The organism is Streptomyces sp. NPDC087440, from assembly GCF_044744005.1.
Taxonomy (GTDB): Bacteria; Actinomycetota; Actinomycetes; order Streptomycetales; family Streptomycetaceae; genus Streptomyces.
This window is the reverse complement of record NZ_JBIUXN010000006.1, coordinates 208,663-233,481: the sequence shown is the minus strand read 5'-3', so window position 1 is coordinate 233,481 and position 24,819 is coordinate 208,663. Positions and strand designations below refer to the sequence as shown.

Below are 24,819 nucleotides of genomic sequence, written 5' to 3'. Positions count from 1 at the left end.
ACGCGCACCGGACCACCCGCACAGCCCCGCGCCGGACCGCCCGAACCCACCCCCGCCGGACCGCCCGAACCAACCCGCGCCGGACCCTCCCCACGCCTCCGCGCTGGACCGTACGCATGGTTGTTACAGAATGTCCCGGTTCTTGTGATGCTCGGTACATAAGGTCGAGGGACCTATGCCCCGCCCCCCGAGCACCCCCCGCAGAACCGTTCCGGCCGTCCCCGCCGCCGCGGCACTCTGCGCTGTGCTCACCGGCGTCAGCGCCTGCGGCGCCCCCAACGGCCTCGGCCCCGCCGAACCCGCCCCCTCGGCCAGTGCCCAGCCCCGGCCCGAGACCCTGTGGCCCGCCTGGTCCCCCGCGTCGTCCTCGCCCTCGGACGCGGTCTCCGACCCCGAGCTCCAGCCCGCCCCCGACCCGCTCCCCGGCTCCCCCGCCGTCCCGGCCGGCGGCCTGGCGGCGATGGACCAGCTGGACGTCCTGCGCGCCGACCCCCGGATGCGCCGCCTCACCCAGCGCGGCCCGGTGGACAGGCCCGGCAGGCCCGGCATCCGCCCGGCCGTGCTGCACGACCTGACCGGCGACGGGACGGCGGAGCTGATCAGCGCGGTGGACCTGGAGAGCGGGCGGGTGGTGATGGCCGCGTACACGGTCCGCGACAAGAAGATCGTGCCGATCCTCTACACGAGTGGCGTACGCCCGGTCGTCGAATCCGTCGGCGTCGACCTCGTCGTACGGGGTTCCGCGACGGACGGCGGCGAGCAGGCGATCCGCTACCGCTGGGACGGCAACCGGATGATCACCGTCAGCGAGGTGCGCAGCTTCCGCACGGACGGCGAGGCCCGGCCGACCGCTCCGGGCAGGGAGCCCACCCCCCGGGACGTCACGCCCCCGCAGGGCACGAAGGAGCCCGCCCCGTGATCCCCCGCCCCGACCGCCGTGTGCGGGCGTTCGTCGCCGGGCTCAGCCTGCGCTGGAAGATCGCCGCGCTGCCCGCCGCCGGGGCGGCGCTGGTGGCGCTGGCCATCGGGATGGTGATCCACCAGGCCCGTACCGCGCAGGTCGCCGAGACCGCCCGGGAGTCCGCGATCGCCGAGCTGTACCGGGTGCGCCAGCTCTACGAGCTGACCGGGCACGTGAACCCGCAGGACACGGGCGCCGCCCTCGACTCCCCCGAGCTGCCCGCCGCCCTGGCCGCCGACGCCCGCGCGGGCTCCCGCAACACCTACCTGGACCTCTCCGGCCGCGCCCCGAGCGTGTGGGCGGCCCGGCCGATCGGCGATCAGGTGCTGTCGGTGCGGCTGCCGCTGGGCGCCCAGCGCGCCGAGATCAAGGACCTGGACCGCAGCCTGGTGGTGTGGGGCGCGGTCGTCGTCGCGCTGGCCGCGCTCGGCGGGGCCGCGCTGGCGTCCCGGCTGAGCCGCAGGCTGCGGACGGCGGCGGCCACCGCCCGCCGGATCAGCAACGGCGACCTGGACGCCCGGATCGCCGTCGCCCACGACGGTTCCCGGGGCACCAAGGACGAGGTGGCGGAGCTGTCCGCCGCGCTCAACACCATGGCGGCCTCGCTCCAGCGCCGGATCGAGGCCGAGCAGCGGTTCACCGCCGATGTGGCGCACGAGCTGCGCACCCCGCTCACGGGCTTGCAGACCGCCGCGGAACTGCTGCCGCCGTCGCGTCCGACGGAGCTGGTACGGGACCGGGTCGCCGCCCTGCGCACCCTCACCGAGGACCTCCTCGAAGTCGCCCGCCTGGACTCGGCGGCGGAGGAGCCGGAGCTGGCCGCGCACCCGCTGGGCCGCCTGGTGCGCAGCCTGGTGGACCGCCTGGGATGCGTCGTGGAGCTCACGGTCCCCGCCGACGAGACCTCGGTGCGCACCGACGCCCGCCGCCTGGAACGCATCCTGACGAATCTGCTGGTCAACGCCCGCAGGCACGGCGGGGACCCGGTGGAGGTACGGGTCGAGGGGCCCCGGGTCGTGGTCCGCGACCACGGTCCCGGCTTCCCGGACACGCTGCTGGCCGATGGCCCGCAGCGGTTCCTGACGGGTGCCGCCGAGCGCGGTCAGGGCAGCGGCCTGGGCCTGACGATCGCGTTCGGGCAGGCGCGGGCGATCGGGGCGCGGGTGGAGCTGGCGAACCACCCCGAGGACGGGGGCGCGGTGGTCGTCGTGACCCTGCCGGAGGCGTCGCGGGAGGGGTGAGCGGGACCCCGTGAGGTCCGGCCCACCCCGGTTCGTACCGTACGGAGTGCTCAGGCGGCGACGGCTGCGAACTGCGCGGCGTACAGGCGGGCGTAGGGCCCGTCCGCCGTGAGGAGTTCGTCGTGGCTGCCCTGTTCGACGATGCGGCCCGCCTCCACCACCAGGATGACGTCCGCGTCGCGGATGGTGGAGAGCCGGTGGGCGATGACGAACGAGGTGCGGCCCCGGCGCAGGGAGTTCATGGCGCGCTGGATGAGGACCTCGGTGCGGGTGTCGACGGAGCTGGTCGCCTCGTCCAGGACCAGGATGGACGGTGCGGTGAGGAAGGCGCGGGCGATGGTGACGAGCTGCTTCTCGCCCGCGCTGAGGTTGCCGCCCTCCTCGTCGACGACCGTGTCGTAGCCGTCGGGGAGGGTGCGGATGAAGCGGTCGGCGTACGTCGCCATGGCCGCCTCGACCACCTGCTCCCGCGAGACCTCGCCGTCCACCCCGTACGCGATGTTCTCGGCGATGGTGCCGCCGAAGAGCCAGGTGTCCTGGAGGACCATGCCGGTGTGGGCGCGGAGTTCCTCGCGGGGCAGGGCGGCGATGTCGGTGCCGTCGAGGGTGATGCGGCCGCCGGTGACGTCGTAGAACCGCATGAGGAGGTTGACCAGGGTGGTCTTGCCCGCGCCGGTGGGGCCGACGACGGCGACGGTCTGGCCGGGGTCGACGGTGAGGGTGAGGTCCTCGATGAGGGGCGCGTCGGGCTCGTACCGGAAGGCGACCTGCTCGAAGGTGACGCGGCCGGTGACCTTGTCGGTGCGGCCGCTGTGCGCGGGCTCCTTCGACTCCTCCTCGGCGTCGAGGAGGTCGAAGACGCGCTCGGCGGAGGCGACGCCGGACTGGAGGAGGTTGGCCATGGCGGCGACCTGGGTGACGGGGCCGTTGAACTCGTACGAGTACTGCACGAAGGCCTGGATCTCGCCGATGGTGAGGGTGCCGGAGGCGACGCGCAGGCCGCCGACGACGGCGATCAGGACGTAGTTGAGGTTGCCGATGAAGGCCATCGCGGGCTGGATGACGCCGGAGATGAACTGGGCGCGGAAACTCGCCTCGTACAGGTCGTCGCCGAGGGCGTCGAAGGTGGCGACGGCCTGCTTCTTGCGGCCGAAGACCTTCACCAGGGCGTGCCCGGTGTACATCTCCTCGATGTGCCCGTTGAGCTTGCCGGTGACCGCCCACTGCCGGACGAACTGGGGCTGGGCACGGCGGCCGACGAGGTAGGCCACGTACCCGGAGACCGGGACGGTGGCGAGGGTGACCAGCGCCATCAGGGGCGAGATCCAGAACATCATCACCAGGACGCCGACCAGGGTGAGCAGGGCGCGCACCATCTGGGCAGAGGCCTGCTGGACGCTCTGCGTGATGTTGTCGATGTCGTTGGTGGTGCGGGAGAGGACCTCGCCGCGCGGTTGCCGGTCGAAGTACGCCAGGGGCAGGCGGGCGAGTTTGGTCTCGGCGCGCTCGCGCAGCCGGAAGGCGAGCCGCTGGGCGACGATCATCGCGATGCGGACCTGGACCCAGGTGAGGGCCGCGCCGCCCGCGGTGAGGGCGAGGGCCAGGAGCAGCGCCCGCCCGACGGCGTCGAAGTCGATGCCGCCGGGGCTCTTGACGCCGCTGACCACCAGGTCGGTGGCCTCGCCGAGGACCTTCGGGGCGAGGACCGCGAGGGCGACGGCGAGGAGTCCGGCGGTGAGGGCGGCGCCGACGAGGTGCTTCTCGGGGCCGAGCAGGCGCAGCAGGCGGGTGCCGGAGCGGCGGAAGTTCCGGGAACGTTCCAGGGAGGGGGCGTTGACCGCGCCGGGGCCGCGCTGCGGGGGCGGGCCGAGGCGCTCGGGGGGCTTGTTGGCGGGGGTCTTGCCGGTCGGGGTCTTGCCGGTGGGGGTCTTGTCGGCGGGAGGCTTCCCGGTGGGGGCCTCCTCCTGCTGGGCGGTGCTCATGCGGCTTCCTCCTCGGTGAGTTGGGAGAGGACGATCTCCCGGTAGGTGGGGCTGGTCCGCATGAGGTCCTCGTGGGTGCCGGTGCCGACGACGCGGCCCTCGTCGAGGACGACGATGGAGTGGGCGTCGCGGATGGTGGAGACGCGCTGGGCGACGATGACGACGGTGGCGCGGGTGGTCTCGGCGGCCAGGGCGCGGCGCAGGGCGGCGTCGGTGGCGTAGTCGAGGGCGGAGAAGGAGTCGTCGAAGAGGTAGATGTCGGGGCGGGCCACCAACGCCCGTGCGATGGCGAGGCGTTGGCGCTGTCCGCCGGAGAGGTTGGTGCCGCCCTGGGCGACGGGGGCGTCGAGCCCCTCGGGGAGGGCGTCGACGAAGGTGCGGGCCTGGGCGACGTCGAGGGCATGCCGCAGCTCGTCGTCGGTGGCCTCCGGATTTCCGTACCGGAGGTTGGAGCCGACGGTCCCGGAGAACAGATACGGCTTCTGCGGTACGAGGCCCACCGTGCGGGACAGGACGTCCGGGTCGACGGTGCGGACGTCCGAACCGCCGACCAGGACGTGCCCGCCGGTGGTGTCGAAGAGGCGCGGGATCAGGTGGAGGAGGGTGGTCTTGCCACTGCCGGTGGAGCCGACGATCGCGGTGGTGCGGCCGGGCCGGGCGGTGAGGGAGATGCCGCGCAGGACGGGTTCCTCGGCGCCGGGATAGCTGAAGTCGACACCTTCCAGAGCCAGTTGACCCTGGGCACGCAGCGCCCGGACGGGGGCGACGGGCGCGACGACACTCGGCTCGGTCTCCAACACCTCCCGGATGCGTTCGGCGCTGACCTCGGCGCGCGGCACCTGCATCATCAGGAACGCGGTCATCATCACCGCCATCAGGATCTGCATCAGGTACCCGAGGAAGGCGATCAGCGAGCCGACCTGGAGGGAGCCGGCGTCGATGCGCTGGCCGCCGACCCAGACGACGGCGATGGTGGCGAGTTCCCACACGATGAGGATGGTCGGCATGAGCAGGGCCATCAGCCGCCCGCTGCGCAGGGCGACCCGCATGAGCTCGGTGTTGGCCTCGGCGTACCGGCGCTGCTCGTGCCGGTCGCGGACGAAGGCGCGGACGACGCGGATGCCGGTGATCTGCTCGCGCATGATGCGGTTGACGCGGTCGATGCGCAGTTGCATGCCGCGGAAGAGCGTCGGCATGCGGCGGACGATGAGGCCGACGGCCCCGCCGAGCAACGGCACGAAGACGAGCATCAGCAGGGCCAGCGGCACGTCCTGGCTGAGCGCCATCGCGATGCCGCCCAGGCACATCAGCGGGGCGGCGACCAGCATGGTCAGCAGCAGCACGGCCAGCGTCTGCACCTGCTGGACGTCATTGGTCGTACGGGTGATGAGCGAGGAGGCCCCGAACCGGCCGACTTCGCGTACGGAGAAGTCCTGGACCCGGGAGAACACGGCGGACCGCAGATCGCGCCCGACGCCCATGGCGATCCGCGCCCCGCACCAGACGGCCGCCGCGGAGGCGGCCACCTGGAGCAGGGTCACGGCGACCATGCGGCCGCCGGAGGCGAGGACGTACCCGGTGTCGCCGGTGAGGACGCCCCGGTTGATGACGTCGGCGTTGAGGGTGGGCAGGGTCAGGGTCGCGGCGATCTGGGCGAGCTGGAGGGCCACGAGGAGGGCGAGGGGACGGCGGTAGGGGTGCAGGCGGGGGCGGAGGAGTCCCAGGAGGGCGCGCATGACGGTGGTCTGCCTCGGGGGCCGTCAGGCGGCGAACGGGCGGGCGGACTTGGCGTCGCGCAGGGCGTTGCCCCACCAGTCCAGCTTGCCGAGCATGTTCTTGACGGCGGTGTCGGCGTCCTCGGGGTTCAGGTGCTGCCCGTCGGAGTCGAACTGCCCCCATGGGCCGTGGAAGGAGACGGTGTCGCGCAGGGTCACGGCGTGCAGCTCGGCGAAGACCTGCCGCAGGTGCTCGACGGAGCGCAGGCCGCCGGAGAGCCCTCCGTACGACACGAAGCCGATGGGCTTGGCGTGCCATTCGGGGCCGTGCCAGTCGATGAGGTTCTTCAGTCCGGCCGGGTAGGAGTGGTTGTACTCGGGCGTGAGGACGACGAAGGCGTCGGCCGCGGCCAACTTCCCCGTCACCTTGCCGAGTTCCTTCTTGACCGCCTCCGACGGGCTGAAGGAGAGGGCGGTCGGCAGGTCGGCCTCGGCCACGTCGACGACGTCCACGTCGAACCCGCCGAAGTCGGCGGCACGGGAGAGGAACCAGTCCCGGATGACGGGGGCGAACCGGCCTTCGCGGTTGCTGCCGACGATGAGGGCGAGGCGGAGGCGGGCGGGGGCGTTGTTGGTGTTGGTGTCCATGCGGAGAAGGTTCATACGTCAAGTGGACTTGAGGTCAAGGGCAGTTCAAAGGTGTTCGCGGGGGTGCGGGGGCGCCGCCGCAGGACCGCCCCTTCAGGGGCGCGGGGAACTGCGCGACCAGCCACGACGGGTCTGCACCGACCCGTGCAATCGCTGCGCGGCGAGCGTTTTAGGGAAAGGGGCGGGTCTGGGGCCTCCCTGCCTGGGCGGCGCGGGGCTCAGGTGTCCGGTACGGGGGTGGGCCGGGGCCCCTTTGGACGGGCGCCCGGTGCGGGCGCTCGGCCAGGGCCGGTGCCGGGGCGGCCCGGCGGCGAGAGGGCCGGAACCGGGCGGGGCCGGTGTCGGGCGGGCCGCCCCCTTGCCCGCCCGTCCCGCCCCCTTGGGGCGGCCCCGTCGCCCAAGGGGACGGGGCGGCAAAGGGCGGAGCCCAAGGGAGCGGGGATGAGGAGGGCCCCAGGGGACGAGGGTGAGGAGGAGGGGGAAGCGGGTCACCCGTTCGGGGAGGTGGGGGTGAGGCGGCAAAGAGGGGGCCGTATCCCCCGTGAGCTGGGGAGATGGGGCCGGGCCCCCGCTCGTGCCCCCACCCGGGGGACCCGCCGGGCGGCGCTCTCGGGAGGCGCGCCCGAAGACGTACCGCTTACCTCGAACCAGCGGAAGCCCCACCCGTACGCCACCGACGCCCCGAAGGAGCCACCCCATGCACACCCCGTCCCGCCCCCGGCCGACCGGCGCCGCCCTCGCCGCGCTCGTCGCCGCCGGGCTCGCACTGGGCGTCCCGGGCACGGTGGCCATGGCCGACACTCCCACCCCCGCCGAGGCCGCGGCACCCCTGGCGGACGCCCCCGCCGAGACCGCGGCCCCCCTGGCCGAACCGGCCGAGAACACAGCACCGGCCGAGGCCCCAGCACCCGTGGCCGGGAACGCAACACCCGCCGACACCCCCGCCGACCCCCTCGCCGAAGACCCGCCCTCCCTCCCCCTCCCCGAGCAGGGCGCCCCCTCCGACACCGACCCCCCGCCCGCCGGCGACCTCACCGTCACCCCGGAGTTCGTCGCCCCCGGCACCGAGGTCAGCGTGCACACCGACGCCTGTGGCCCGCACATGAAGGGCACCGGCAACGCCTCCTCCCTCGGCATCGGCGACTTCGCCCTCGCGGGCGGCGACTCCCAGCAGGCGCTGGCGGGCGAGTTCACGGTCCCCGCCACCACCACCCCGGGCACGTACGGCATCAGCGTCTCCTGCGCCGACGGGAAGAAGTCCGCGATGGGCGACCTGGTGGTGCGGGCGGCGACCGGTGCGAGCACCAGCCCGAGCGCCGTCCCCACCACCCCCACGGGGCACGTCCGTACCGGCGTCGGCGGCGGCACCACCGCCCCGAACACCCCCCAGATCGCGGCGGGAGTGGCCTTCCTGGCCGCGTCCGCCGTGGGCGGCACCTGGCTGCTGCGCCGCCGGGCGAGCGGCTCGCGCTAGCAGCAGTGCGGTCTGTGCGGGAGCACACGCCGCGTCGGTCGCCGCCGCTGTCCCGTGTCCCCGCCCTTCACCATGAGTCCCGGGCGGGGCCGCGGGCCACAGCGCACCGCACCCCCACACACCACGCGACAGCGGGAGGCCCCCGTGCCCAGGATTCCCCGGATGCCGACCTTGCGCATGCCGGTGTTCCGCGCGCCGAGGCTCCCCCGGCCGCCCGCCGCCTCCCCCCGCTTCCGCACCCACTGCGCCGTCCTCGTGCTCGCCGTCCTGACCGGCGTCTGGCTGATCCGGGGCGGCACCTCCCCCGCCACCGCCCCGCCCCAGCCCTCCGCCGCCGAGGCGTTCGCGCCCCTGCGCGCGGACCGGGCGGGCGGGGCGCGCGAGAGGCCCGCCGTCGCCCCGCTGCCCGCCTCCGAACCGGTGCGCCTGCGCATCCCGCAGATCCGGGTGGACACCCCGGTGATGCGCCTGGGCCTGGACTCCGCGGGCAGCCTGGACGTACCGCCGGAGGGCAATCCGAACATCGCGGGCTGGTACAAGGACGGCACCCCGCCCGGCGCCCCCGGAACCGCCGTCGTCGCCGGTCACGTGGACACGGCCGACGGCCCGGCGGTCTTCTACCGCCTGGGCTCGCTGCGCAAGGGCCACACCGTCGAGGTGCTGCGCAAGGACGGCCGTACCGCCGTCTTCACGATCGACGCGATCGAGGTGTACGACGCCGCCGACTTCCCCGACAGCAAGGTGTACGGGAAGGCCGCGCGCCCCGAGCTGCGGGTGATCACCTGCGGCGGCGGCTTCGTCGAGGGCAAGGGCTACCGGGGCAACGTGGTGGTCTTCGCCCACCTCACGGGCGTGCGCGCCGTGACCCACCACGCGGCCCCCGACACCGTCACCCCACCCACTGGTCGTACGCCAGCTTCGCAACCAGCGTGAACACCACCACCAGCAGCACCACCCGCACGAAGGAGCTGCCCTTCTTGAGCGCGGTGCGCGCCCCGATCAGGCTGCCGGTGAGGTTGAACGCGGCCAGCAGCAGGGCGAGTTGCCACAGTACGTACCCCTGCACGGCGAACGTGGCGAGCGCGCCCGCGTTGGTGCACCCGTTGACGATCTTCGCGGTGGCGGAGGCGTTGACCATGTCGAAGTGCAGGATCGCGGTGAGCGCGAGGACCAGGAAGGTGCCGGTGCCCGGCCCGAACAGCCCGTCGTAGAAGCCGATTCCGCAGCCCGCGAGGAGGATCGCCGCGACAACGCGCTGCCGGGTGGCGGGGCCGGTCGCGGGCGCGGTGCCGAAGCTGGGCCGGAAGATCACGAACGTACCGACACCCACCAGCACCACCATGATCATGGGCCGCAGCAGCGCGTCGCTGATCCCGGCAGCGAAGAACGCCCCGGTCATCGATCCCGCGAGGGCCGCGACGCCGATCTTCAGCGCGATCTTCACGTCGATCGGGGCCTTGCGGACGTACGTGATCGCAGCGCCCGAGGTGCCGACGATGGCGACGGCCTTGTTGGTGCCGAGCGCGAAGGTGCCCGCCATGCCCGGCGGCAGACCCATGACCAGCGCCGGGAGCAGCAGGAGTCCCCCGCCGCCGACCACCGCGTCCACCCACCCGGCCGCGGCGGCGGCGAGGCACAGGAGCAGGACGGCGGTCATCGAGATATCGGGCATGATCACGACAGTACGGAGCGCGCTACGGGCGCACCACTTACTTCTCGGAAACTTGAGCCAGATCTGAGGTCGTCGCGACGGGACCGGCCGGAGCCCGGTCGGGGGCGGGCGGAGCGGCCGGTTCCACGGCGACGGCGAGCACCGTCGCGGCGAGCGCGCTCGCGCCGAAGAGCCCGGCGGCGACCTGACGGCGGGCGCGGTGGGCCCGGTGGGCGAGGGAGGCCGCGGGGGCGGGGAGGGGTCTGCGGTGGCGGGCCATGTTCAAGTCCTAGGAGGTCGAAGGGCGGCAGAAGAGTCAGAACCGGAAGAGCTCGACGTGCAGCTGCGCCTCGGGCACCCCGGCCCGCAGCAGCGAAGCCGTCGCCGCGTCGGCCATCCCCGGCGGCCCGCACAGGAACACGTCGTGCTCGGCGAGGTCGGGCAGCAGGTCGCGCAGGGCCTGCGGGGCGAGGGGGTCGTACGCGCCGTCGGAGGGCCCGAGCAGGTAGTGCAGGCCCGCTCCCCGCTCCCGGGCGATCGCCTCCAGTTCCTCGCGCAGTACCACCTGTGCCGCGCTGCCCGCCCGGTAGAGCAGCGTCAGCTCCCCCGGTGCGCAGTCCAGCGTCTCGAACAGGGCCCGCATGGGGGTGATCCCGACGCCGCCCGCGAGCAGCAGCACCTTGCGCCGGGTGCGCCGGTGCGCGGTGAGCGCGCCGAACGGGCCGGTGGCCAGGACCCGGGTGCCGGGGCGCAGGCGGCGCAGCCGCCGGGTGTGGTCGCCGGCCGCCTTCACGGTGATGCGCAGCATGTCGTCCCGCACCGGCGCGGACAGCGAGAACGGCAGCGCGGTGTGCCACAGCCGCCGCCGCAGGAACCGCCACCGGAAGAACTGCCCGGGCTCCGCCCGCAGTTCGTCCAGCCCCATGCCCTGTACGAGGACGGAGACCACCCCCGGCCCCTCGTCCCGGACCTCCCGCACCCGCAGGCTGTGCCGCAGGGCCTGGCGTACGGGAACGACCCCCCGGTACCAGACCAGCAGCACCCCCACGCTCGTGTGCAGCATCGCCCACAGCCACAGCGTGAGGGGGCTCCCGGCGACGTCGGGGCCGACGAGCTGGTGGGCGAGGGCGAGGGCCGCGCCGAGGTAGGTGAGCAGGTGCAGGGCCCGCCAGGTCTCGTACGGGAGCCGGGCGCGGACGGCGCGCGCGGAGCTGACGCCGACGGCGGCGAGGAGCGCGGTGCCGAGCACGGCGGTCAGGACACCGGCGTACCCGAGCAGGTCGACGGTGGCGGTGAAGAGGTCGTCGCCGGTGTGGGCGGCGTATCCGCACAGGGCGAGCAGCCCGTGCCCCGCGCACAGCGACAGCACGTACCGCCCGCCCAGCGCGTGCCAGCGGGCGAGCCGGTCGGCGCCGACGCCGTGCTCGACGGCGGGGACGCGGGCCATCAGGAAGAGCAGGACGAGGACCCCGTACCCGGCGAGCAGCCCGCTGAGGTGCGCCCCGGCGGCGAAGAGCGAGTCGAGCCGGAAGGAGGGCACGGCCTGCACGCCCCACAGCAGTCAGACCGCGCCGAGGCCGGTGAGGATGCCGGTGCGCAGGGCGCGCGGGGTGAGGCGGGGGGTGCGGACGGGTTCGGGGGCCGGGGGCCCGGGCGCGGGGACCTGCGGGGCGGCCCGGGAGAGGTAGGCCGAGAGGGCCGGGTAGGCGTCCGGCTGGGGCGGTGCGGGGGCCTCGATCGTCACGATTGCCAACCTAGGCCGCGGGTAGGGGCGAAGGGGCTGGTCAGGGCGGTCGGGCGGGATCCTTAAGGCAGGCTTGAGGGAGCCCTGAACGGGGATTAAGGGCGGGCCTAGAATGGCCCAATGATCTTTATTGTCGTGAAGTTTCCGGTAAAGCCCGAGTACGCCGAGTCCTGGACCGAGCACGTGGCGGCGTTCACGGACGCCACCCGCGCCGAGCCGGGGAACCTGTGGTTCACCTGGTCCCGCAGCATCGCGGACCCGAACGAGTTCGTGCTGGTGGAGGCCTTCCAGGACGACGCGGCCGAGGCGCACGTGAACTCGGACCACTTCCGTGCGGGCCTGGAGACCATGCGTCCGCTGCTGCGGCACACCCCGCAGATCGTCAGCACGACGATCGAGGGCCAGACGGGCTGGAGCGAGATGGGCGAGCTCCAGATCTGATCCGCCGGGTGCCCGGAGGGGTGCGGGGCGCACCGCCCTTCACCCCTCGGCCCTCACTCCTCGCCCTCACCCCTCCAGATACCGCAGCACCGCCAGCACCCTGCGGTGCCCGCCCTCCCCCACCCCGAGCCCCAGCTTGGCGAAGATGTTCGCCACGTGTTTCTCCACCGCCCGCTCGGTCACCACGAACCGCCCCGCGATCGTCTGGTTCGTGAGCCCCTGCGCCATCAGTCCCAGCACCTCCCGCTCGCGCGGCGTCAGCGCGTCCAGCGCGGAGGCCCGGCGGCTCGCGCCGAAGAGCTGGGAGACGACCTCCGGGTCGAGGGCGGTGCCCCCGGCCGCCACCCTCCCCAGCGCGTCCACGAATTCGCCGATGTCCACGACCCGCTCCTTGAGCAGGTAGCCGACTCCCCCGGCCCCGCTCCCCAGCAGGTGTGCGGCGTGCTGGGTCTCGACGTACTGGGAGAAGATCAGCACCCCGGTCCCGGGGTGCGTCCGCCGGATCTCGACGGCCGCCCGCAGCCCTTCGTCCGTCTGCGTCGGCGGCATCCGTACGTCGACGACCGCCGCGTCCGGCCCGTGCTCGGCGACCGCCGCCAGCAGCGCGTCCGCGTCGCCGACCGCCGCGACCACCTCCACCCCTCGCATCCCGAGGAGCTGGACGAGCCCGTCCCGCAGCAGTGCCGAGTCCTCGGCGACGACAACACGCATGGTGGGACGGTTCCTCTCGGCGGAACGGCAGGACGACGCGCACCCGCGCACCACGGTTCAGCGGTACGGCAGGACGACGCGCACCACCGTAGGCCCGCCCGCCGGGCTGTCGCACTCCAGTGTCCCGTCCACCGCCCCGGCCCGCCCGCGCAGACCGGTCAGCCCGCTGCCCGCCCCGACGACCGCGCCGCCGCACCCGTCGTCCCGTACCACCAGGCTCAACACCTCACCGTCCCCGGCCACTTCGATCTCGACCGTCTCGGCCCCGCTGTGCTTGGCGGCGTTGGCGAGCAGCTCGGCGGCGCAGAAGTAGGCGATCGACTCGACCGCCGGGGAGGGCCGTTCGCCGACCTCCACCCGCACCCGAACCCGCAGCGGGCTGTCCGCCGCGAGCGTGGCCAGGGCGGCGTCCAGGCCCTGGTCGAGGACCGGAGGATGGATGCCCTTGACCAGGACCCGCAGGTCGGCGACGGCCTGTCGGGCGTTGCCCTGGGCGGTCTCGACCACGGCCAGCACCTGTTCGGCCCCCGCCCCGCCCGCCACCAGCTCCCGGATCATCGTGAGGTGCATGCCCAGGCCGACGAGCCGGGCCTGCGTCCCGTCGTGCAGGTCGCGTTCGATGCGCCGCAGGGTGGCGGCGGCGTCCTCGACGGCCCGGGCGCGGGTCTCCTCCAGCGCGTGGATGCGCCGGTCGGCGGCCCCCGGGCCGAGGAGGGAGCGCAGGACCTTCTCGTACGGGAGGAGGGCCAGCCGTACGAGATACGGCGCGGCGGCGAGCAGCAGCGCACCGGCGGCGACCACGGCGAGCCAGCGGGGCCAGGTGTCCATCTGCACGCCGAACCACTCCAGCGAGACGTGCCGTTCGCTGCCGTCGGGGGCGCGGACGGTGGTGTAGTTCACGTGCCGCAGCAGGGGGTGGAGCAGGAACAGCAGGCCGTACACGTACCCGGTGAAGGCGACCACCAGCCCGGGCAGTGCCAGCAGCGGCGCCAGGCACACCCAGCCGACCGCCCGCCAGGCCCGTCGGTCGGCGAGCACCGCCCGCCGCCACGCGAACGGCCCGCCGCCGGGCGGGAGTTGCGGCACAGTCTCCACCCGCACCCCCAACAGCCCACCCGCCAGGGCCCGTTGTACGGAGGCCAGCGCGCCCGCGCCGCGCAGGGTGGCGGCGATCAGCCACGGCCCGAGCGCGGTGACGGAGAGCGCCCCGCCCACCAGCAGCCCGACCAGCACGAGGAGCGCGCCGACGAGGGCCAGGGGCAGGGCGACAAGGGCATGGAGCAGCGCCTTCAACGAACGTTTCACGGCACTCACTAAAGCTGATGGATGATCGGCACGGACAACAGCCCGCACACCGCCACGACCCCCACCGCGAGCCCGAGCGCCCGCCCGCGCCCCCGCCCGTCCCGCCCGAGCAGTCCGTCGGCGAGCCGCGTCTGCAAGGCGGTGAACCCCTTGGCGATCCACGGCGTGAGCAGTAGGAACCCCACACCGCCCGCGATCCCGTGCACGGCCCAGGCTCCGGCCATGGTGGGCCCGCCCCACGCGTTGGTGGGGTCGCCGCCCGGCCGCAGCGGATACCCGAGGTTGATGACCACCACGAACCAGCAGTACGCCGTCACCACGAAGGCGACCAGACTCAACGGCACGGCCGCCAGGGCGTACACCACCCCCACCGCGCCGCCGCGCTCCCGCACCTCGAAGCGCTCCCCCAACACCCTTTCCCGCAGGGTGCGTTGCACCCGCCCCACCGGCCCGCCCACCAGCGCGAGCGGCACACACAGCACGCTCACCGGCACGGCCAGCACCAGATACAGGGCCCGCCGCCAGGTCTCCCGGCGGAACGGCTCCCGCAGGATCTCCCGCCACCCGGGAATCCTCCGGCCCTCTACGGCCCTGGCCTGCGACTGCGCTGCGATGTCCATGCCTCAAGCCTGTCGGCCGGACCCCCTGTACGGCGATCGTGCCAGCACGGACACCGGGGGTGGGGCAAACCGAACCCCCGGCCGTTCCGCACACCCGTCCCGGGGGCTCAGCCCTGGACGGCCGCCGGGTCCATCCAGACGATCTCCCAGATGTGGCCGTCCGGGTCCTGGAAGGAGCGGCCGTACATGAAGCCGTGGTCCTGCGGCTCGTTGGCCGGGGAGCCGCCCGACGCCAGCGCCGCGTCGCACAGTTCGTCGACCTTCTCGCGGCTCTCGGCGCTGAGGGCGATGAGGGCCTCGGTGTGGGTGGAGGTGTCCGCGATCTGCTTCGTCGTGAACTCCTTGAAGCGCGGCTCCGAGAGCAGCATCACGACGATGGTCTCGCTGACCACCACCGACGCGGTCTTCTCGTCGCTGAACTGTTCGTTGAAGCCGTAGCCCAGCTTGACGAAGAAGCTCCTCGACGCCTCCAGGTCCTTGACCGGAAGGTTCAGGAAGATCATCTGCTGGTACGTCGCCATGGTGTGCGTCCCTGTCTCTCTCGTCCCGCGCGGTCACTCGCGTCCCGCACGTCCGGCGCGGCCCGCTTGCCGTCGCCTTTCACAGATGTAGACCGGGGGCGATCAGAAAACTCATCGCCCCCACGGAAGAAAAATGACACAAGATTCGAACGACGGCCCGGCGAGGAGGCATGTGACTCCGGGGGGGCGGACCTCTGGAGGGGGTGCGGGCCGGTGTGCGGCTCCGGGGCCGGGCGGGGGGGCATCCCAGGCTGGCCAGGCCTGGCGGTGGGGGGGCTCTGACCGGGCGGGGGTACGTCCCAGGCCTGGCGGCGTGGGGATTCTGACCTGGCGGGGATACGTCCCAGGCCTGGCGGCGTGGAGGCTCTGACCGGGCGAGGGCACGCCCCAGGCCTGGCGGTGCGGGAACTCCGACCGGGCGAAGGCACGCCCCAGGCCTGGCGGTGGGGGGACTCCGACCGGGCGAGGGCCGCCCGTGCCGGGATCTGCGGGTACACCCCGCTGCGGGCCGAGGCGTGTTCCAGTGCCGGGCGCGCCTCGGGGCGCCGGGCGGGGGCGGGCGCTTGGGGCTGGCGTGTGTGGGGGGGGCGGACCTCGGGCGGCGTGGGGCGGCCCCGGACCAAGGCCTCCAGGTGGTCCAGGGGCCCTCCACGCCCCGCCCCGCCCCGCCCCGCCCCGGGCCGAGGCGGTGGCTGCGGGCCGGGCGGCGGCGTGCCCGGGCTCCCGACGGGCCGGGGCCTGACCGCCGGACGCCAAGGGCCGCCCCGGTCCTGCCGCCGCCCTGACCCGGGCCGCGCTCCGCCTCGCTCCCGAGCGAGGCACACCGGCAAGATCCCACCAGGCCGATTCCGGTGCGACCGGACCCCGGCCGCGGGGCACCCCCGGACCGGACCCCCTTCCCCGGCCCCGACCACTCCCCCCGCCCGACCCCACCAACCCCGCGCCGGGTGCCCACCCCGAGCCCCCTCCCCCCGGCCGCCAGGCACCCCGGGACTGGCCCCCTGCACCGGCCACGGCCACTCCCCCTACCCGGCCTCGCCAGCCCCGTGCCAGGTACCCTCCCCGAGCCCCCGTCTTCCGGCCGCCGGACACCCCGGGACTGGATCCCTACACCGGCCACGCCCCCGCCCGACCCCACCAACCCCGCGCCGGGCGCCCACCTCCAAACCCCCTCCCCCGGGCCGCCGGGCACCCCGCGACTGGACCCCTGCACCAGCCCCGGCCACTCCCCCAGCCCGGCCTCGCCGACCCCGTGCCCGCCCCGCCCCCCCCGGCCGGGGACCGCACCCCCGCCGCACCCCGACCCGAGCCGCACCCCGCCCCTCCCCTCCCCGCCCCCGGGCCGGGCCCGCTTTGCCTGACCGTTTCGCGGACTTGAACCTTCCTTTCTCCTCCGGGAGTTGGGCAGCCGGAGACTTGGCCCGGCCCTGCTCGTCCGGGCCGTCGCCTCCGCCACCTGCCCGAAAGGCCCCACCGTGCCCCGCACTCAGCACGTCCTCGTCTCCGGCGCCAGCATCGCCGGTCCCGCCCTCGCCTACTGGCTGAAGCGGTACGGGTTCCAGGTCACCGTTGTCGAGCTCACCCCCGCCTTCCGCCCCGGCGGCCAGGCCGTCGACGTACGCGGCGGTGCCCTGGGGGTCCTGGAGCGGATGGGGGTCCTGGAGACCACCCGGGCCCGCAAGGTCCACATGCGGGGCATGTCCGTGGTCGACCCCGAAGGCAACGAGCTCTTCCGCTCCACCGAGCAGACCATGAGCGGCGGCGAACTCGCCAGCCCCGACATCGAGATCCTCCGCGACGACCTGGCGAACATCCTGGTCGACGCGGTGGCGGACAGCGAAGGCCCGGAGGTCGAGTACCTCTTCGACGACTCGATCGACACCCTCGACCAGGACGACACCGGCGTCCACGTCACCTTCCGCAACGGCCACGAGCCCCGCACCTTCGACCTGGTGATCGCCGCCGACGGCCTGCACTCCCGCACCCGCGCCCTGGCCTTCGGCCCCGAGTCCGACTTCGTGACCCACATGGGCACGATCCTCGCCGTGTGGTCGGCCCCCAACTTCCTCGACCTCGACGAGTGGCAGATCGCCTTCCAGGCGGCCGGTTCGAACTGGGGCGGGCTGGTCATGTCCGTACGCGAGAACAAGGAAATGCGGGCCTACCTCGGCCTGGAGCACGCCCCCGACTTCTCCTACGACTACCGGGACGTCCAGGCCCAGAAGCAGATCATGGCCGACGAGTTCCAGGGCAAGGGCTGGGTCTTCCCGAAGCTGATCGAGCACATGTGGCAGGCCGAGGACTTCTACCTGGACTCGATGGCCCAGGTGAAGGCCGACTCCTGGTCCAGCGGCCGGGTCGCGCTGGTCGGCGACGCGGGCTACTGCGGCTCGCCCCTGTCCGGGCAGGGCACCAGCATGGCTCTCATCGGCGCGTACGTCCTAGCGGGCGAGCTGAAGGCCGCGCACGGCGACCACACGGCCGCCTTCGCCGCGTACGAGCGCGAACTGCGCGACTTCGTCACCGCGAACCAGGAGCTGGCGTACACCAACAAGGCACGCATGGAGGCCCAGCAGAAGGGCGAGGAGTTCGACGGCCCGGAGATGTCCGAGGTGACCAACGCGTACGTGGCCAAGGACTACTGACCCGCCCCGCGTCCCCCGGTCCGCCGTCTCACAGGGCGACACACCGGCGCAACACGCCGGCCGTAATCCCCCCGCATGGTTGATCGTTGGGCGGTCCGTCCGCACGATGGTCCGGTCCGACGGTCAACCACTGCCGATGATCCACCCCTGGGGGAACACATCATGTCGATCAGCCGCCGCACTGTCCTCGCCGCCGGGTCCGGCCTCGCGCTCGCCGGTGCGCTGACCGCCTGCGGCTCCAACACCGGCCGCGACGAGGACGGTTCGAGCGGCGGGCCGGACGGGGGCGGCGGGGCGGGGCTCGCCCAGTGGTACCACCAGTACGGGGAGGCGGGCACGGAGCAGGCCGTGCGGCGGTACGCGGCGGCGTACAAGAAGACCAAGGTCACCGTGCAGTGGCGGCCCGGCAACTACGACCAGCAGACCGCCGCCGCCCTCCTCACGGCCGACGGCCCCGACGTGTTCGAGGTCAACGGGCCGACGCTGGACCAGATCCAGGGCGGTCAGGTCGTGGACCTCACGGACCTGTTCGAGGGCGTGAAGGACGACTTCAACCAGGCGGTGCTCGCGCCGAAGACGTACGACGGGAAGATCTGGTCCGTCCCGCAGGTCGTGGACATGCAGATCCTCTTCTACCGCAAGAGCCTGCTGAAGGCGGCGAACGTCGAGCCCCCGCAGACCCTCGACGAACTCGTGGACGCAGCGAAGAAGTTGACGGACAAGAAGACCAAGGGCCTCTTCCTCGGCAACGACGGCGGCGCGGGCGCCATCGGCGGCACCCCGCTGTACGCCGCCGGGCTCTCCCTCGTCACCGACGACGGCAAGGTCGGCTTCGACGACCCGGCGGCCGCCCGCGCGCTCGGCAAGCTGCGCCAGCTGTACGCCGACAAGTCGCTCCTGCTCGGCGCCCCGACGGACTGGTCCGACCCCTCCGCCTTCGTCCAGGGCCTGACCGCGATGCAGTGGTCGGGCCTGTGGGCGCTGCCCGCCGTGCAGAAGGCGCTCGGCGACGACTTCGGCGTGCTGCCCTTCCCGAAGGACGGCGGCAGCGGTAAGCCGTCGGTGCCGGTCGGCGCGTACGGGGCGGCGGTGAACGCCCGCAGCAAGCAGCAGGCCGCCGCCAAGGAGTACATCAAGTGGCTGTGGATCGAACAGGCCGAGTTCCAGACGGACTTCGCGCTCTCGTACGGTTTCCACATCCCGGCCCGGACCTCGCTCGCCAAGAAGGCGGACAAGCTGAAGTCGGGTGCGGCGGCGGACGCCGTGACGTACGCCACCGAGAACGCGTACGCGCAGCCCCTGCTCTGGACCCCGGCGTCGGCGACCGCGTACCAGGACGCGCTGAGCCGCATCATCAAGGACGGCGCGAACCCGGACACGGAGCTGAAGAAGGTGGTCCGCACGGCGAACGCGGAGCTTCAGCGCGTGAAGAAGAAGACCTCGTGACGGCAAGCCCGGAGCGGGCCGCCGGAAGCACTGTGCGGGAGCGGCTCCTCGGCACCCAGAACCGGACGCTCTGGTTCTGGGTGTTCGTCGGCCCGTTCGCGATCGGCCTCGGCCTCTTCACGTACGTACCGCTCCTGTGGAGCCTCTACCTCAGCTTCTTCGACGCGCACAACACCGTCTCCCCGACGGACTTCGTGGGCCTCGACAACTACACGGCGATGCTGGGCGACGAGTCGTTCACCAGCAGCCTCGGCACGTTCGCCCTGTTCACCGCCTTCATCGTCCCGGCGACGTACGCGCTCTCGCTCGCGCTGGCCCTGATGGTGAACCGGCTGCGCTTCGCGCAGGCCTTCTTCCGGTCGGTGTTCTTCCTCCCGGCGGCCTGCTCCTACGTGGTGGCCGCCCTGATCTGGAAGATGTCGATCTTCAACGGGGTGCGGTTCGGGCTGGCGAACACGGTGCTGGGCTGGTTCGGCGCGGACCAGACGGCGTGGCTGTCGACGACCTCGCCGCCCTGGTACTGGCTGGTCATCGTGACCGTACGGCTGTGGCTCCAGGCGGGGTTCTACATGGTGCTCTTCCTGGCGGGCCTGCAACGGATCTCGCCGACGCTGTACGAGGCGGCGGCCGTCGACGGCGCGCGTCCGGGCTGGCAGGTGTTCCGCAACATCACCTTCCCGCTGCTGCGGGCCACGTCGGTCGCCGTCGTCCTACTGCTGGTCATCAACGCCTTCCAGGCCTTCGACGAGTTCTACAACCTGCTCTCGGACTCGCGCGGCTACCCGCCGTACGCCCGCCCGCCGCTGGTCTACCTGTACTACACGGCGCTCGGCCAGGGGCAGAACCTCGGCATGGGCAGCGCGGGAGCGATCATCCTGGCCCTGATCATCGCGGTGGTGACGGTCTTCCAGGCCCGTTTCTTCGGCCTCGGCCGGAAGGAGGACTGAGCCCCGATGAACGACGCTCTCGTACGGGTGGGCCGCGCCCTGCGCGTGGTGCTGCTGGTCGCTCTGGCCCTGCTCTTCCTGATCCCCTTCTACCTGCTGGTCCGCAACGGGCTGGCCACCGACGCCGAGATCACCTCCCCCGACTGGACCTTCTTCCCCGCCACCCTCCAGTGGGGCAACGTCACCGAGCTCTTCGACGACACGGCGATCCCCTTCGCCCGCTCGCTCCTCAACTCGGCGCTGATCGCGGTGGCGACGACGCTGGGCACCCTGCTGCTCGCGGCGCTCGCCGGGTACGGGCTGGCCCGCATCCCCTACCGCCACGCGAACACGGTCTTCTACGCGATCCTCGGCACACTCATGGTCCCCGCCGCGGTGACCTTCGTGCCCAGCTTCGTGCTGGTCTCCTCACTGGGCTGGGTCTCCACCCTGCGAGGGCTGATCGTCCCGACGCTCTTCTCGGCCTTCGCGTGCTTCATCTTCCGGCAGTACTTCCTGGGCTTCCCGCGGGAGTTGGAGGACGCGGCGCGGGTGGACGGGCTCGGGTACTGGCGGACCTTCTGGCGGATCGTGGTGCCCAACTCCCGGCCGGTCTTCGCCGCCGTGGGCACCATCGTCTTCATCGGCGCGTGGAACGCCTTCCTGTGGCCGCTGGTCATCGGCCAGGACCAGAGCTCCTGGACGGTGCAGGTGGCCCTGTCCACGCTGAACACCGCCCAGACGGTCAACCTGCACGAGCTGTTCGTGGCGGCGGCGGTGTCGATCCTGCCGCTGCTGCTGGTGTTCCTCTTCTTCCAGCGGTGGATCGTGGCGGGGGTGGAGCGGTCGGGCATCGACGACTAGGTCCGCTGCTGGATCTGTTACGGGAAGGCCGCCAGGTCTGTCACGGGACGGCCGCCAGCCCTGTTACGGGAAGGCCGCGCCCCGCACCAGGGCCACCCCCAGCGGGGTGAGCGAGTGCAGCACCGCGCTCCCGTGCCGCAGCGTCACCACCAGCCCCGCCTCCCGCAGCACCCCAGCGTGCTGGCTCGCCGACGCCAGCGACACCCCGGCCCGGCGGGCCAGCTCGCTCGTCGTGCACCCGTGGTCGATGGCCCGCAGCACCGCCGCCCGGGTGTGCCCCACCAGCCTGCCCAGCGATGCCCCGGCCCGCTCCCCGGGCCGCCCCGGCGCGTGCGCCACCGGGTACACCAGCACGGGCGGGAGCCCCGGGTCGTACAGCATCACGGGCGCCCCCTGGCAGAAGAAGGACGGCTGGAGGCGCAGCCCCCGGCCGTGGAGCCACACCTCCCGCTCCACCGGGTAGTCCGCCTCCAGCACGGGCGCGTGCCAGCGCAGGCCCGGCGGCAGCGACGCGAGCAGGGCGTCGGCCCCGCCGTCCAGCAGCGCCCGCCCGCGCGCCGCCCGGTCCGCCTCGACCCGCGCCTGCACCTCACGCCACACGGGGACGACCGCCGCCCGGTGGTAGTCCGCGAGCGCGTCCACCAGCCCGGCCAGGGGTACGTCCAACGCGCCGCCCAGCACCGCCAGTTCGGCCCCGACGCGCCCCTCGGGGGTGCCGCGCACCGCCGCCAGGCCCTCGGCCCAGCCGGTCGCCCCCTCCTCGGGGGTGAGGAAGTCGGGGAAGTACCCGCGCGGCGGCACCACCGCCCGCAGGAGGTTGCGCCCGCCGCCCGCCCACCGGGCCCGGGTCTGCTCCCGCCAGCCCCCGTAGGCCCGCCCGCCCCTGCGGTCCCGCAGCCGGTGCAGGCTGAGGACCGTCTCCCAGAGGGCGTCCGGACGCGCGGCGAGCCGTACCCGCGCGAGGTCCTCCCCCGTGAAGTGGATGCGCAGCACCACCGGCCCAACTCCCCACCCTCGCCCCAAGGTTGCACCCGCAACCACCCCAGGGACTGAGTATGCATGCCCTCACACCCCGTCACCACGGCCTTTCGGCCACAGTTGAAACGCCTCGCCGGGGCGGTGCGGCAGGAGCGAAGCTGGGCCGTGTCGGACACCGGCCGCCCCGCACGCCCGAGGGGTTCGGCGAAGGCCGTGGGGGGCTTCGCCGCACTTGACGGCGGCGAGCGGGGCCGGCGGAGTCGGTGTCCGCCCGAGGCGCCGGGGCGCGGTCGGCAGGTGGGGATCTGCCGACCGTGCCCGGCGTCGCCGCCTCCGGTGCGCCGGAGAACGCGGGGGAAAGTCCCGGCGAACCCCGGACTGCGAAGGTCGACTTTTCAACTGCTCACTTCGCGCAGCTGGGCTGACCTTTACGCTCTGACCTCGAACCGCCACAGCGAGTACCCGTACGTGGACTGCCGTGCACGCCCCTGCATCCGGACGTACCGGGCCCGCGTCCCCTCGGGCAGTTCGATCGCGTCCTCCCCGGCGGTGGTCCGCCCGCGCCGCTCCACGACGGTGCGCCACACGGTCCCGTCGTCACAGACCTGGAGGTCGTAGTCCTTCCCGGCGGCGGCCTCCCAGTCCAGCAGCACCCGCCGGAAGCCTTGTACGGACCCGAGGTCCACCGCGATCCACTCGCCGTCGGTGTACTTCGACGCCCACCGCGTCCCCGGGTCCCCGTCGGTGGCGAGGGCGGCCCCCAGGTAGTCCACTTCCGCCGAGGAGGCCGTGGTCGCCTTCCCCCGTGCCAGGTCCGGTACGTCGAAGACCTGCACGGACCACAGGGTGCAGCGGACCGGCCGCCGCTCCCGGCCCCGCACCCGTACGTACCGGGCGTCGACCGCGTCGAAGGCCAGCTCGTCGCGGCCGGGCGCGCCGCGGTCCCGCCGCTCGGCGACCTTCGCCCACTTCTTCGCGTCGGCCGACACCTCGATGTCGTACGAACGCCCGTACTCCTGGCCCCAGTCGAGCCGCACCCTGCCCACCCCGCGCACCTTCCCGAGGTCGACGGCGAGCCAGGGCTCGCGCTCGTGGCGGCTGCTCCAGCGGGTCACGGGGCTGCCGTCCGTCGCGGCGGCGGGCTTCGTACCGTAGCCACTGGAGGAGGCGAACGCGGCGGCGCGGAAGGAGAGTTGGTCCGGCTCGGTGAGCGTCGGCCCGACGACCTGGAGCCCGGGACCGAGTGCGCCGCGCCGCATGGAGGCGGTGAAGGCGCTGTACGGCACTGCGGCCTTGGTGCCGCTCCACATCTTCTGGGCGAGGATGCCGAAGGTCTTCTCGATCAGGCCGTGGACGTCCTTCTCGGTGTACGTGGCGTGCACGAGGTCGTTCCACACGGCGGACATGGCGCCCCGCAGGACGGGGTCGAAGGGGGCGAGGCTCTCCTTGCCGGGGAAGACGTGCGGCTCCCAACTGTCGTACAGGTAACGGCCGTCGAGCCCGAGCGGGTGGTAGTACGTCGCGAACGGCACGACGTACAGCAGCCCGTCGTTGGTGTTGACGATGTCGGTGTAGCCGTCCCGCTTCGCGGCCTGCGGGCCGTACCAGCCGTTGTTCCAGCTGTGGATCGTGACCTGCTTGTCGTAGGCGGCGGGCTCCTTGGTGAGGCGGCTGAGGCTGCCCCAGGCGCGCGGCCGCTTCTTGAGACTGTCGCGCAGGTGGGCGGCCATCCCGTTGAAGTACGCCCGGTAGTGGGACTCCGGGCCCGTGTACTCGTCGGCCCCGTAATGCACCTCCGGGCTGCGGAACCATGGCGTGAACTCGTCGAAGACCTCCTTCATGAAGGCCAGGGTCGCCGGATTCCCCAGATCCAGGTGGTCGCTGTTGGGGCCGCCGAGCCCGATGTCGGGGCGGAACCGTACGAAGGAGCGGGAGTGCGCGGGGGCGTCGATCTCGGGGGTGAGCGTGACCGCGTGCGCGGCGGCGACGTCCTCGAAGGAATCCCAGTCCCGCCGGTCGTACGCCCCGTCCTTCGCGGCGAGCCCGTCCCACTTCTTCTTCTCGCTCTTCAGCCGGAAGGCGTCGTAGGCCTTGGACCAGTCCCCGCCGGGGGCCGTGATCTCGTTGTCGTTCAGGTGGAGTTGGAGCTCGTTGAGCTTGAACCAGCCCATGATGCGCAGGTAGTCGCGGAGGAACCCGGGGGTGAAGAAGCGCCGCCCGACGTCGAGCATGAAGCCGCGCAGCCGGTAGTGCGGCCAGTCCTGGGCGGTGCCGACGGGGACGCGGGTGCGGCGGTCGTCCTGGAGGAGGATCTGCAGGAGGGAGCGGGTGCCGTAGAAGACCCCTCGATAGCCGGGTGCGGTTACTCTCAACCCCCGTTCGGCGACCTGGAGTTCGTACCCCTCCCGCTCATACAGCTCCCCGCCCTTGGGGTGTACGGAGCGGGGGTCGACCCGCAGCACGATGTCCCCGCGCCGGGCCTGACCGCGCCGGGGCGCGGCCAGCCGGACCCCGGTGACCTCGCCGATCTCCTCGGTCAAGGTCCGGGCCAGGGCGAGGAGTTGGTGATCGGCCCGCCCCTCCACCACCACCCGGGTGTCGTCGTCGATCCGGTAGGTGCCCGTACCTCCGGTCCACTCCTGGAGGGCGGGGACGACGACCGGCCGGGCGTTGGTCCCGTCGGCGGCGAGCGCGGGCTCGGTGAGCGGCGGGGCGGGCTCGGCGGCGTAGGCCGGGGCGGAGAAGGGGAAGACGGTGGTCGCGGTGGCGACGGTGGCAGCGGCGACGAGGGCGCGGCGCGAGAAACGGGGCGGGGTGGATTCCTGGTGTGCGGTCGTTCCCTTGCTCATGCGGGGTCCTCCTGAGGACGTCCGGGGCGTACGAGCGATGAGTGACGCGATCTGATCCACAGTGGTCTATACCGGTACCCAAACCGTTACCGCAAGG

22 protein-coding genes are annotated in these 24,819 nt (G+C 73.1%); 9 read left to right on the top strand and 13 right to left on the bottom strand.

The window, feature by feature from the left end; translation table 11 throughout:
• Positions 1 to 175: 175 nt before the first annotated feature.
• Complete coding sequence (locus tag ACIO3O_RS15695) at positions 176 to 919, top strand: hypothetical protein (RefSeq protein ID WP_401745598.1); 744 nt, start codon at positions 176 to 178, stop codon at positions 917 to 919.
• Entirely contained in the window at positions 916 to 2,202 is a 1,287-nt protein-coding gene (locus ACIO3O_RS15690; protein WP_401745597.1) for an ATP-binding protein, read from the top strand. Before ACIO3O_RS15695 ends, ACIO3O_RS15690 begins: the two co-directional genes overlap by 4 nt.
• 50 nt (positions 2,203 to 2,252) lie before the next feature.
• Here ACIO3O_RS15690 and ACIO3O_RS15685 read toward each other — a convergent pair whose 3' ends face one another.
• The 3 genes from ACIO3O_RS15685 to ACIO3O_RS15675 are packed head-to-tail and all read right to left on the bottom strand — an operon-like array spanning position 2,253 to position 6,562.
• A complete protein-coding gene (locus tag ACIO3O_RS15685; protein ID WP_401745595.1) occupies positions 2,253 to 4,184 on the bottom strand; it encodes an ABC transporter ATP-binding protein in 1,932 nt (643 codons plus the stop codon).
• On the bottom strand, positions 4,181 to 5,920 hold the full coding sequence (locus tag ACIO3O_RS15680) for an ABC transporter ATP-binding protein (protein ID WP_401745593.1): 1,740 nt from the start codon (positions 5,918 to 5,920) through the stop codon (positions 4,181 to 4,183). The genes ACIO3O_RS15685 and ACIO3O_RS15680 overlap by 4 nt, the downstream gene beginning before the upstream one ends.
• A gap of 24 nt (positions 5,921 to 5,944) precedes the next feature.
• A complete protein-coding gene (locus ACIO3O_RS15675) occupies positions 5,945 to 6,562 on the bottom strand; it encodes an NADPH-dependent FMN reductase (protein ID WP_401745591.1) in 618 nt (205 codons plus the stop codon).
• Between the two features lie 682 nt (positions 6,563 to 7,244).
• On the opposite strand from ACIO3O_RS15675, the gene ACIO3O_RS15670 reads away from it, so the two are divergent.
• Together ACIO3O_RS15670 and ACIO3O_RS15665 are read left to right on the top strand one after the other, a co-directional pair.
• Entirely contained in the window at positions 7,245 to 8,021 is a 777-nt protein-coding gene (locus ACIO3O_RS15670) for a hypothetical protein (RefSeq protein WP_401745589.1), read from the top strand.
• Positions 8,022 to 8,183: 162 nt separating this feature from the next.
• Positions 8,184 to 8,954: a class F sortase gene (locus ACIO3O_RS15665; protein WP_401745587.1), complete on the top strand. Its 771-nt coding sequence runs from the start codon at positions 8,184 to 8,186 to the stop codon at positions 8,952 to 8,954.
• Here ACIO3O_RS15665 and ACIO3O_RS15660 read toward each other — a convergent pair.
• The 4 genes from ACIO3O_RS15660 to ACIO3O_RS15645 are packed head-to-tail and all read right to left on the bottom strand — an operon-like array spanning position 8,911 to position 11,416.
• Positions 8,911 to 9,693, bottom strand: coding sequence for a sulfite exporter TauE/SafE family protein (locus tag ACIO3O_RS15660; protein WP_401745586.1), 783 nt, complete (start codon positions 9,691 to 9,693; stop codon positions 8,911 to 8,913). The genes ACIO3O_RS15665 and ACIO3O_RS15660 overlap by 44 nt on opposite strands.
• A 37-nt stretch (positions 9,694 to 9,730) precedes the next feature.
• Positions 9,731 to 9,952, bottom strand: coding sequence for a hypothetical protein (locus ACIO3O_RS15655; protein ID WP_401745585.1), 222 nt, complete (start codon positions 9,950 to 9,952; stop codon positions 9,731 to 9,733).
• 36 nt (positions 9,953 to 9,988) lie between these two features.
• Positions 9,989 to 11,221 carry a ferric reductase-like transmembrane domain-containing protein gene (locus tag ACIO3O_RS15650; RefSeq protein ID WP_401745584.1) on the bottom strand — a complete coding sequence of 411 codons (1,233 nt, stop codon included), beginning with the start codon at positions 11,219 to 11,221 and terminating at the stop codon, positions 9,989 to 9,991.
• A 12-nt stretch (positions 11,222 to 11,233) separates the two neighbouring features.
• Positions 11,234 to 11,416 carry a hypothetical protein gene (locus ACIO3O_RS15645; protein WP_401745583.1) on the bottom strand — a complete coding sequence of 61 codons (183 nt, stop codon included), beginning with the start codon at positions 11,414 to 11,416 and terminating at the stop codon, positions 11,234 to 11,236.
• Between the two features lie 120 nt (positions 11,417 to 11,536).
• Between ACIO3O_RS15645 and ACIO3O_RS15640 the strand changes: the two genes are divergently transcribed.
• Positions 11,537 to 11,857 (top strand): putative quinol monooxygenase, encoded by a 321-nt coding sequence (locus ACIO3O_RS15640; protein ID WP_401745582.1) that lies wholly within the window; start codon positions 11,537 to 11,539, stop codon positions 11,855 to 11,857.
• 66 nt (positions 11,858 to 11,923) lie between these two features.
• On the opposite strand, the gene ACIO3O_RS15635 is transcribed toward ACIO3O_RS15640, so the two are convergent.
• From ACIO3O_RS15635 to ACIO3O_RS15620, 4 genes are all read right to left on the bottom strand, one after another.
• The gene (locus ACIO3O_RS15635) at positions 11,924 to 12,568 is read right to left on the bottom strand and encodes a response regulator (RefSeq protein ID WP_401745580.1); all 645 of its coding nucleotides are present in this window, start codon (positions 12,566 to 12,568) and stop codon (positions 11,924 to 11,926) included.
• 57 nt (positions 12,569 to 12,625) lie between these two features.
• A complete protein-coding gene (locus tag ACIO3O_RS15630) occupies positions 12,626 to 13,873 on the bottom strand; it encodes a sensor domain-containing protein (RefSeq protein WP_401745579.1) in 1,248 nt (415 codons plus the stop codon).
• An 8-nt stretch (positions 13,874 to 13,881) separates the two neighbouring features.
• Positions 13,882 to 14,493, bottom strand: a complete 612-nt coding sequence (locus ACIO3O_RS15625; RefSeq protein ID WP_401745577.1) for a sensor domain-containing protein — start codon at positions 14,491 to 14,493, stop codon at positions 13,882 to 13,884.
• Between the two features lie 107 nt (positions 14,494 to 14,600).
• Complete coding sequence (locus ACIO3O_RS15620) at positions 14,601 to 15,014, bottom strand: VOC family protein (RefSeq protein ID WP_401745575.1); 414 nt, start codon at positions 15,012 to 15,014, stop codon at positions 14,601 to 14,603.
• Positions 15,015 to 16,489: 1,475 nt separating this feature from the next.
• On the opposite strand from ACIO3O_RS15620, the gene ACIO3O_RS15615 reads away from it, so the two are divergent.
• The 4 genes from ACIO3O_RS15615 (at position 16,490) to ACIO3O_RS15600 (ending at position 20,895) form a co-directional block, all read left to right on the top strand.
• On the top strand, positions 16,490 to 17,659 hold the full coding sequence (locus ACIO3O_RS15615; protein WP_401745573.1) for an FAD-dependent monooxygenase: 1,170 nt from the start codon (positions 16,490 to 16,492) through the stop codon (positions 17,657 to 17,659).
• Positions 17,660 to 17,821: 162 nt separating this feature from the next.
• Positions 17,822 to 19,105, top strand: a complete 1,284-nt coding sequence (locus ACIO3O_RS15610; protein WP_401745572.1) for an ABC transporter substrate-binding protein — start codon at positions 17,822 to 17,824, stop codon at positions 19,103 to 19,105.
• On the top strand, positions 19,102 to 20,052 hold the full coding sequence (locus ACIO3O_RS15605) for a carbohydrate ABC transporter permease (RefSeq protein ID WP_401745571.1): 951 nt from the start codon (positions 19,102 to 19,104) through the stop codon (positions 20,050 to 20,052). Before ACIO3O_RS15610 ends, ACIO3O_RS15605 begins: the two co-directional genes overlap by 4 nt.
• Positions 20,053 to 20,058: 6 nt before the next feature.
• Positions 20,059 to 20,895 (top strand): carbohydrate ABC transporter permease, encoded by an 837-nt coding sequence (locus ACIO3O_RS15600; RefSeq protein ID WP_401745569.1) that lies wholly within the window; start codon positions 20,059 to 20,061, stop codon positions 20,893 to 20,895.
• A 63-nt stretch (positions 20,896 to 20,958) separates the two neighbouring features.
• Here the strand turns inward: ACIO3O_RS15600 and ACIO3O_RS15595 are convergent, their stop codons facing one another.
• Positions 20,959 to 21,888: a helix-turn-helix domain-containing protein gene (locus ACIO3O_RS15595; RefSeq protein ID WP_401745907.1), complete on the bottom strand. Its 930-nt coding sequence runs from the start codon at positions 21,886 to 21,888 to the stop codon at positions 20,959 to 20,961.
• 413 nt (positions 21,889 to 22,301) lie between these two features.
• Positions 22,302 to 24,722: a discoidin domain-containing protein gene (locus tag ACIO3O_RS15590; RefSeq protein ID WP_401745567.1), complete on the bottom strand. Its 2,421-nt coding sequence runs from the start codon at positions 24,720 to 24,722 to the stop codon at positions 22,302 to 22,304.
• Between the last annotated feature and the right edge of the window lie 97 nt (positions 24,723 to 24,819).

Bases quoted from the DNA above. Each gene is read 5' to 3' on its own strand.
- ACIO3O_RS15680 (WP_401745593.1), bottom strand. From the start codon at position 5,920: ATGCGCGCCCTCCTGGGACTCCTCCGCCCCCGCCTGCACCCCTACCGC.
- ACIO3O_RS15675 (WP_401745591.1), bottom strand. From the start codon at position 6,562: ATGAACCTTCTCCGCATGGACACCAACACCAACAACGCCCCCGCCCGC.
- ACIO3O_RS15600 (WP_401745569.1), top strand. From the start codon at position 20,059: ATGAACGACGCTCTCGTACGGGTGGGCCGCGCCCTGCGCGTGGTGCTG.
- ACIO3O_RS15635 (WP_401745580.1), bottom strand. From the start codon at position 12,568: ATGCGTGTTGTCGTCGCCGAGGACTCGGCACTGCTGCGGGACGGGCTC.
- ACIO3O_RS15685 (WP_401745595.1), bottom strand. From the start codon at position 4,184: ATGAGCACCGCCCAGCAGGAGGAGGCCCCCACCGGGAAGCCTCCCGCC.
- ACIO3O_RS15590 (WP_401745567.1), bottom strand. From the start codon at position 24,722: ATGAGCAAGGGAACGACCGCACACCAGGAATCCACCCCGCCCCGTTTC.
- ACIO3O_RS15620 (WP_401745575.1), bottom strand. From the start codon at position 15,014: ATGGCGACGTACCAGCAGATGATCTTCCTGAACCTTCCGGTCAAGGAC.
- ACIO3O_RS15625 (WP_401745577.1), bottom strand. From the start codon at position 14,493: ATGGACATCGCAGCGCAGTCGCAGGCCAGGGCCGTAGAGGGCCGGAGG.
- ACIO3O_RS15665 (WP_401745587.1), top strand. From the start codon at position 8,184: ATGCCGACCTTGCGCATGCCGGTGTTCCGCGCGCCGAGGCTCCCCCGG.
- ACIO3O_RS15640 (WP_401745582.1), top strand. From the start codon at position 11,537: ATGATCTTTATTGTCGTGAAGTTTCCGGTAAAGCCCGAGTACGCCGAG.
- ACIO3O_RS15610 (WP_401745572.1), top strand. From the start codon at position 17,822: ATGTCGATCAGCCGCCGCACTGTCCTCGCCGCCGGGTCCGGCCTCGCG.
- ACIO3O_RS15660 (WP_401745586.1), bottom strand. From the start codon at position 9,693: ATGCCCGATATCTCGATGACCGCCGTCCTGCTCCTGTGCCTCGCCGCC.
- ACIO3O_RS15695 (WP_401745598.1), top strand. From the start codon at position 176: ATGCCCCGCCCCCCGAGCACCCCCCGCAGAACCGTTCCGGCCGTCCCC.
- ACIO3O_RS15655 (WP_401745585.1), bottom strand. From the start codon at position 9,952: ATGGCCCGCCACCGCAGACCCCTCCCCGCCCCCGCGGCCTCCCTCGCC.
- ACIO3O_RS15670 (WP_401745589.1), top strand. From the start codon at position 7,245: ATGCACACCCCGTCCCGCCCCCGGCCGACCGGCGCCGCCCTCGCCGCG.